At 52.1% G+C, this 7,533-nt stretch carries 6 protein-coding genes; 4 read left to right on the plus strand and 2 right to left on the minus strand.

The genetic code is table 11. From position 1 onward, the window contains the following. The 4 genes from mgtE to B2067_RS08695 form a co-directional block, all read left to right on the plus strand. A partial coding sequence (gene mgtE, locus B2067_RS08680) for a magnesium transporter (RefSeq protein WP_301388144.1) occupies positions 1-1,030 on the plus strand: 1,030 nt, incomplete at its 5' end. 47 nt (positions 1,031-1,077) lie between these two features. Beyond that, positions 1,078-1,590 (plus strand): ribosome biogenesis factor YjgA, encoded by a 513-nt coding sequence (gene yjgA / locus B2067_RS08685; RefSeq protein ID WP_301378321.1) that lies wholly within the window; start codon positions 1,078-1,080, stop codon positions 1,588-1,590. Positions 1,591-1,947: 357 nt separating this feature from the next. Beyond that, complete coding sequence (locus B2067_RS08690; protein WP_068435634.1) at positions 1,948-2,757, plus strand: formate/nitrite transporter family protein; 810 nt, start codon at positions 1,948-1,950, stop codon at positions 2,755-2,757. Positions 2,758-2,838: 81 nt separating this feature from the next. Further along, positions 2,839-4,569 (plus strand): bifunctional protein-serine/threonine kinase/phosphatase, encoded by a 1,731-nt coding sequence (locus B2067_RS08695; protein WP_297530699.1) that lies wholly within the window; start codon positions 2,839-2,841, stop codon positions 4,567-4,569. Between the two features lie 34 nt (positions 4,570-4,603). On the opposite strand, the gene B2067_RS08700 is transcribed toward B2067_RS08695, so the two are convergent. Next, entirely contained in the window at positions 4,604-5,395 is a 792-nt protein-coding gene (locus B2067_RS08700) for a carbon-nitrogen hydrolase family protein (protein ID WP_301388145.1), read from the minus strand. Next, positions 5,395-7,533: YhdP family protein (locus B2067_RS08705; RefSeq protein ID WP_301388146.1), on the minus strand; the 2,139-nt coding region annotated here is incomplete at its 5' end. The genes B2067_RS08700 and B2067_RS08705, both read right to left, overlap by 1 nt.

Here is a 7,533-nt window from a genome sequence, read left to right on the forward strand (position 1 = left end):
ACGCGTTACCCAGGAAGTACTCGACGCGATGGACCAGCAGGACCGTACCCGTCTTGAACAGGTACTGGGCTACCCGGAGGACAGCGCCGGTGGTCTGATGAACACCGATACGGTGACCATCCGTCCTGACATCACGCTCGAAGTTGTTATGCGTTACCTGCGTCGCCACCCGACGCTGCCAGAAATGACGGATAACCTTCTGGTCGTAAACCGGAACAACGAATTTATTGGCATCCTGACCATCAACAAGCTTCTTGTCAGCGATCCCAACCAGACCGTGCGTGAGGTGATGACCACCGACGCCCGGGTGATCCCTGCCACCATGCAGGACACAGACGTTGCCAAACTGTTCGAACGACACGACCTTGTATCGGCTCCGGTTGTCGATGCAGAGGGCAAACTTATCGGTCGTATCACCATCGATGACGTGGTTGACGTTATCCGGGAAACCGCGGACCACTCGCTGATGAGTTCCGTGGGTCTGGATGAAGAAGAAGATACCTTTGCTCCGGCGCTGAAAACCAGCCGCCGTCGAGCTGTCTGGCTGGGCATTAACCTGCTTACGGCACTGGCTGCCTCCGCCGTCATCGGCCTGTTTGATAAAACCATCGAACAGGTCGTCGCTCTTGCTGTACTGATGCCCATCGTTGCCAGTATGGGCGGCATCGCTGGCAGTCAGGTCCTGACCCTGGTTATTCGCGGGCAGGCACTGGGGCATCTCTCCAGCGCAAACTTCCGCTGGCTGTTTAACCGGGAAATTATCGTCGCAGGCATTAACGGCGTGCTCTGGGCGGCTGTCATCGCGGTCATTACTCTGCTCTGGTTCAACGATCCGGGCATCGCCGCCATTATCGGCGCTGCGATTATCATTAATTTACTGGTCGCTGCAGTCACGGGCGCGGCATTACCACTGATACTCAAAGCCCGTGGTATCGACCCGGCACTCGCCGGTGGCGTAGTACTGACAACCGTCACCGACGTGATCGGCTTCCTGTCATTTCTCGGGCTCGCCACAATCTTCTATCTGTAAGCTGACCAGTCGCTGAGCTGATCACCACTGAATACTCCGGAGTTCTTATGACCCACGAAGACGACGACATCGAATACGAACTGGTCAGTAAGACTGAAATGAAGCGTGAAATGCATCGCTATCAGGAACTCGGAGAAACGCTGTGCAATCTTCCGCCTGCCAAATGGACTGACCTTCCGATTACCGATGTGCTAATGGCCGCGCTGGAAGAGAGCCGTCGTATTAAAAAACACGAAGCCCGCCGCCGTCACTTTCAATACATCGGCAAACTGATGCGCTCGGAAGACATCGACGCCCTGCAGGAGGCGATCGATATGCTCGACCCATCCAGCGAGGCCTTCGGTCGTCGTATGGGCCAGTTAGAGCAATGGCGTAATCGCCTGATCAAGGATGGTAAGGCGATGAACGAATTTCTTGATACCTATCCAGATACAGATCGCCAGCAATTACGTAATCTGGTGCGGAATGCTCAGAAAGAGATGCAGGCCGAGCCACCAAAGCCAGGCACCGCATTCAAAAAACTCTTTCAGCTGATTAAAGAGATCGACAGCAACGCCTGAACGCTTCATCCGGTGATCCGCCAGCTTACTTTTTATTCACTATAAAGATGCGCACTTAGTGCGCATTTTTTGTTTTTCCTGCACCTGAGTATCGCACTGCCATCGTCTGTGATTACTCTTGCCCATTGCCTGAGAACCGACTGCTATAACTTAAGCCCCTGTTTTAATAGGGTTTTATCTCCAACAAAAAAATATGGCACGACGGTTGCAGAGTCCTGAGTGAGCCAACGGCGGCTCTCAAAAAATCAGACAAAAATTCGATAACGGCGTCGACACCCATCGGTAAATCACCGACTGGGGCGACGCCGTTTTTCATTTTAAAGCCGATAGAACACCCCCAAATTACGAGGAAATGCTATGTCCTACTTAATGCCTTCTGAGTTCGCCACAAAAATGGTGGATAGCGGTGCAGAAAAGATATTCATGTCGACCAAAGACACGTTGATCCGTGCTTTTATGGCTGGGGCTATTCTGGCTCTGGCTGCTGTATTCGCGATCACCGTCGCCATGAAAAGTGGTTCGCCAATTCTGGGGGCTGTGCTGTTCCCGGTAGGTTTCATCATGCTCTACCTGATGAAGTTCGACCTGCTGACCGGTGTATTCACTCTGGTGCCACTGGCGATTATCGACAAGCGTCCTGGCTGTACCGTTCCGCAGATGCTGCGTAACTGGGGCCTGGTATTCTGCGGCAACCTTGCGGGTGCTCTGTCTGTTGCGGTAATGATCTCTTTCATCCTGACCTATGGCTACAACACTGACGGCGGCGCAATCGCAGCCAAAGTATCAACCATTGGTGAATCACGTACCGTAGGTTATGCATCGCACGGCGTAGACGGCTGGCTGACTATTTTCATCCGCGGCATGCTGTGCAACTGGATGGTATCTATGGGTGTTGTTGGCGCCATGATATCTACTTCTGCGATCTCTAAAATGTTCGCTATGTGGATGCCAATCATGCTGTTCTTCTTCATGGGTTTCGAGCACTCCATCGTCAACATGTTCCTGTTCCCATTCTCAATGATCATGGGCGGTGACTTTACTGTGATGGACTACATCATCTGGAACGAACTGCCTACCGCACTGGGTAACCTTGTCGGTGGTTTTGTGTTCGTCGCTCTGCCACTGTACTTTACACACGTACGTCAGAGTGCCGACCGTACTCTGTAATCGCTACCCTTCGACGGATAGCAATACACTCTGCCTGTGCACATTGCACAGGCAGATCTGTTTTTTCTGCGAGGCAACACCATGTCAGAGCAGCTGAAAGTCAGCACAGGGCAATGCAGCGATAAAGGCGTCAAAGCCATTAACCAGGACTTTCACGCCGTTCACACCCCAACGCTCCCTCTTCTCGAAAGCAAAGGCGTAGCCATGGCTCTCGCCGATGGCATCAGTAGCAGCAACGTCAGTCATGACGCCAGCGCTACCGCTGTTCAGAGCTTTCTCAGTGACTATTTCAGCACCTCAGAAGCATGGACAGTAAAGACCTCGGGGCTAAGGGTACTGGAGGCAACAAACTCATGGCTACATGCACAAGCCAGAAGAAACCTGAGAAGCTACGACCCGAATAAAGGCTATGTCTGCACCTTTAATGGGTTAGTTATTAAATCCCGTACCGCCCATATTTTTCACGTCGGTGACAGCCGTGTTTACCGTGTTGCAGATAAACAGCTGGAACAACTGACAACAGACCATCGTTTTTATACCTCCGAAGACCAAAGCTACCTGACCCGTGCCTTAGGCATGGATACCCAGCTAGAAATTGATTATCTGTCTCTCTCAGTCAATGTCGGTGATATCTTTATCAGTGCTACCGATGGCATTTATGAGTTCGTCAACGACGAGCTGGTCATCAGTACGATCAATAAATATTCATCGGATCTTGATCGTGCCGCACGAGAAATCCTCGAAGCCGCACGGGATAACAACAGTAACGACAACCTGACGATCCAGATTTTACGTATTGATCACCTGCTTGATCAGAATAAAGAGGACGTTCATCAACAGCTCACCGAGCTCCCCTTTCCTCCCTCTCTGAAGGCGCGCGATGAGTTCGACGGCTACAACATTCTGCGCAAGATACACAGCAGCCCACGCAGCCATGTATATCTTGCAAAAGACACAGAGACAGAACAAACGCTCATCCTGAAAACGCCATCCGGTGAGCTGCGCGACAATACGGCCTACCTTGAGCGCTTTCTGCTGGAGGACTGGATTGCCAGAAGGATCGACAGCCCTTATGTAGTTCGTCCGGGTCCATCACATCGGGTCCGCAATTTTATATACGTCACCACCGAATACATCGAAGGCCAGACGCTTGACCAGTGGATGCGTGATCATCCGGAGCCGACCCTCGAACAGGTCCGGGAAATTATGGAACAGGCCGCCCGTGGCGTTCAGGCCTTTCACCGCCTGGAAATGCTGCATCAGGACCTTAAACCCGATAATTTAATGATCGGCAATGATGGCACCGTGCGAATTCTGGACTTTGGCTCGACGCAGGTAGCAGGCATCACCGAAATAGATACACCGCTCGAGCGCCTGACGTTACTTGGCACGGCTCAATACTCCGCCCCGGAATATTTTCTGGGAGCACAGGGCTCTACAGAATCCGATGTGTACGCTCTCGGTGCAATTACTTACGAACTACTGACCGGGCGCTTACCGTACGGCTCAGATGTCGCCCGCATCACCAAACGTAAGGACCTGAATAAACTGCACTACACCTCTGTGCGAAGTTGCGGACGTGCTATTCCCGTCTGGGTTGATGAGGCGATTAAAAAGGCGGTCCACCCTAAACGAGCGATGCGCTACAAAGAACCGGCTGAATTTATTTATGATCTGAGAAATCCGAATTCAGTCTACCTTCAGAAATCACGCCCACCGGTGATGGAGCGAGATCCGGTCAGGTTCTGGCAAGGGGTTTCTTTTATCTTACTGATATTAGTTCTCGGCCTGCTCTACGAACGACTGGTCTGACGATGACATCAAGGCCAGTCGCTTAAAGTACTCACTATGGACGAGTGAGTGGCATTTTCTTTCTGAGGTCTTCCAACACTTTCAGATCCACGTCGGCAACAATCACACCCGGCGACTCATGGAGCATTCCCAGTGATTCACCCCAGGGGTCAATAATCATCGAGTGCCCCCAGGTGCGGCGTTTGTCGTCATGCCAGCCACACTGGTTAGCCGCGAGTACATAACATTGCGTTTCGATGGCCCGGGCCTTCAACAGAATTTCCCAGTGCGCCTCGCCCGTAGTATGTGTAAAGGCGGCTGGCACAAGAATAATATCTGCACCGGCGTCACGCAGAGCCTGATACTGTTCAGGGAAGCGTAGATCAAAACAAATCGTCAGACCGATATTGCCGACAGGTGTTTCGATATTGACGATGTCACTGCCCGAAGAAAAGGTATCAGACTCCCGGTAGCTTCCCTGAGCATCCCCTACGTCGACATCAAATAAATGAATTTTATCGTAGCGTTTAACTAACTCGCCTTCCGGGTTAAACACCAGTGACGCAGAACGAACACGGGCGTCATCACCCGGGGCTGGCTGAGGAACAGCACCAGCCACCAGCCACAACGAATGGGTAGCAGCCTGAGCTGCCAGCCAGTCCAGGGTTGCGCTGTCCTCAGCCAGGTCCTGATAATAGTCACTGTTCATGCTCAGGCACATTTCGGGCAGGAGCACGAGATCTGCCCCCTGAGAAGCTGCTTCAGAAATCAACACCGACAGCGCCCGTTTATTCTTTTCCGGATCACTGACGCTGGTACATTGCACCGCGGCAATTCTGCCTGTCATCAGTCATCTCCTCCCAAGCCAAAAATACTCAGTACCCGATCCATAAAGCCCCGGCTCTTTTTGCCCTCAACGTCGTTATCAAAGGCTTTATTCAGTTTTACATCCGGCTCCTGCCAGGTCCCGGAGATGGTATAACTCGCACTGGTAAAGCGCTCCAGTTCGTCACCAATGAGTCGTTCGGTGACGTAGATGGATGCAGCGACGGGTGGTGCAAAACCCGCCAGTACGGCGACCAGAGGTAAGGTATTAGTCACGGGAAAGGTCACCGCCAGCTTCATATCGAGCTCAGTGGTATTCAGGTCTGTCATACCCGAGGTCAGAAATTTACCGCCCGGACCATCAACAGTAATAGGCTCACTTAACGTCAGTACACCCTGCTCGATAGTCGCTGCGCCTTTCATGGTATCGAATGCCAGCCCCGAGCCTACAAGGTCCGAAAAGTCGAGACGAAGACGCCGGAAAATAGAGTTAAAGTTCAATGCACCGAAGGCTTTCAGAGCCGCCGCTCCTTCTGCATTCACACGTCCGTTCGTAATACGGAAATTGGCTTTGCCATTTAACGTTTCGGTGTCAAAACCAGCGGGCGAGCCAATCCAGTCGAGGCTGAATTTGCCAGTGAGTTTATCGCCCTCAACCACAGGTTGCAGACGGAAGGCGCGCTGAATATCGGCGACCTTACTCGCACTGACATCAAACTCCGTCATACGCGTTGCATGCTGACCTTCGCGTAAAACCCAGTCTAGTGTTCCCTGAAGTTTAATTCCCTTCATGTCACTGTCGAGAACCTGCAAGCTCAACCCGGATGGAATAGGACGCGTTGTTGCCTGCCAACGACCAAAATTACGGGTACCGTAATAAAGCTCCTGAATCGTGATATCCATAGCGCTGACATCTGCCGGGATAAATTCCGCCATCGGGTCTGTATTTTGTGAAGCATTGGCTGAATTTTCTCCCGCGTCAGAGCTGGCCAGTGTTTCCTGCTGCTCTGGTTCCGGTTCCTGGGGCTCTGGCACATGAACAAAGTCCATCAACAGAACCAGAGGATCATTGTCGTCTTCGCGAATAACGACCGTGCCTCGCGCAACTTCATTGGCAAGCTGAATCGTCCATTCACCGAATTCCTGATCACCAGAAACACGAGTAGCTCCGATCGGAATATCCCATGCATCCAGTGAGTCGATAGTCAGCTCAACCGAACTGACCGGGTTGGTATTCCCAAGCGTATTTTCAGGAAGCTCGGTCGGTAAACCCTGAGCCAGCGCCCGGGCATCTGCTTTTTCCACCAGCAGCATCATACGATCCCAGACATCCCACCAGTCTGAGACATTCACCGTTCCCTGAACCCGGCCTGTAATATCAATGCCAGGGCTATCATCAATACGCGCTTCGCCACCACCCAGCACCACTTCACCTGTGCTTACACCCGTGTCATCGAGTCGCACCGACGTACTCAATAAATCGTCATAATTCACTGAGACGTCAATGGTTTCTCCCGGTGTCACAAGGGCTGTGAGACGACGCTTATCTTCCGATACTTTACCCATAGGTGCAGGCAGGGAGATCTCTGTGCCCTGCAAGTCGGACTCAATCAGGAGGTTAAACGGATTGTCTTCAGCGGGGTCAATACCCAGGCTGGCGCGATAGCTCAACTGGCCTTTTACCGGGTCGAGTAAAAATAAGTCCGCCCATTGTTTAAACGATTGCCAGTCAGCGCTACCAGAGGCATCGCCATCAATCCGATAACTGTCGCCGGTAGCGACCGAATTAATATCCAGCGTAAACTCGCCACCAAAAGTACGTCCACTGAGTTTGTCGGCGAATAAACCGGTATCGGTATCAAACGTCAGCGCACCATTCAGATCGCTGAATTTCAGGTCTGCAGACGTGAGCGTAATGCCGGTATTCTGGAGCACACTGCGCAGCTCAACATCTGGCGTAGCATCTTCGTCACCAAGAATCATCGACAGACTGAGATCGGTTGCTGCTGAGCCTGTAGCCAGCCAATCATCGAGAGATCGATCAATCAGATCCGCCAGTGGTGTCTCCTGCAGATAGAGTAACGCCTCACTGCTGTCACCTTCGATATGACCATTAAGGGATAGCTCGGTACCCGCACGGGTGTCGCGTAATTTAACCCG

It is taken from the genome of Thalassolituus sp. UBA2590 (assembly GCF_002339775.1).
Lineage (GTDB): Bacteria > Pseudomonadota > Gammaproteobacteria > Pseudomonadales > Oceanobacteraceae > Thalassolituus.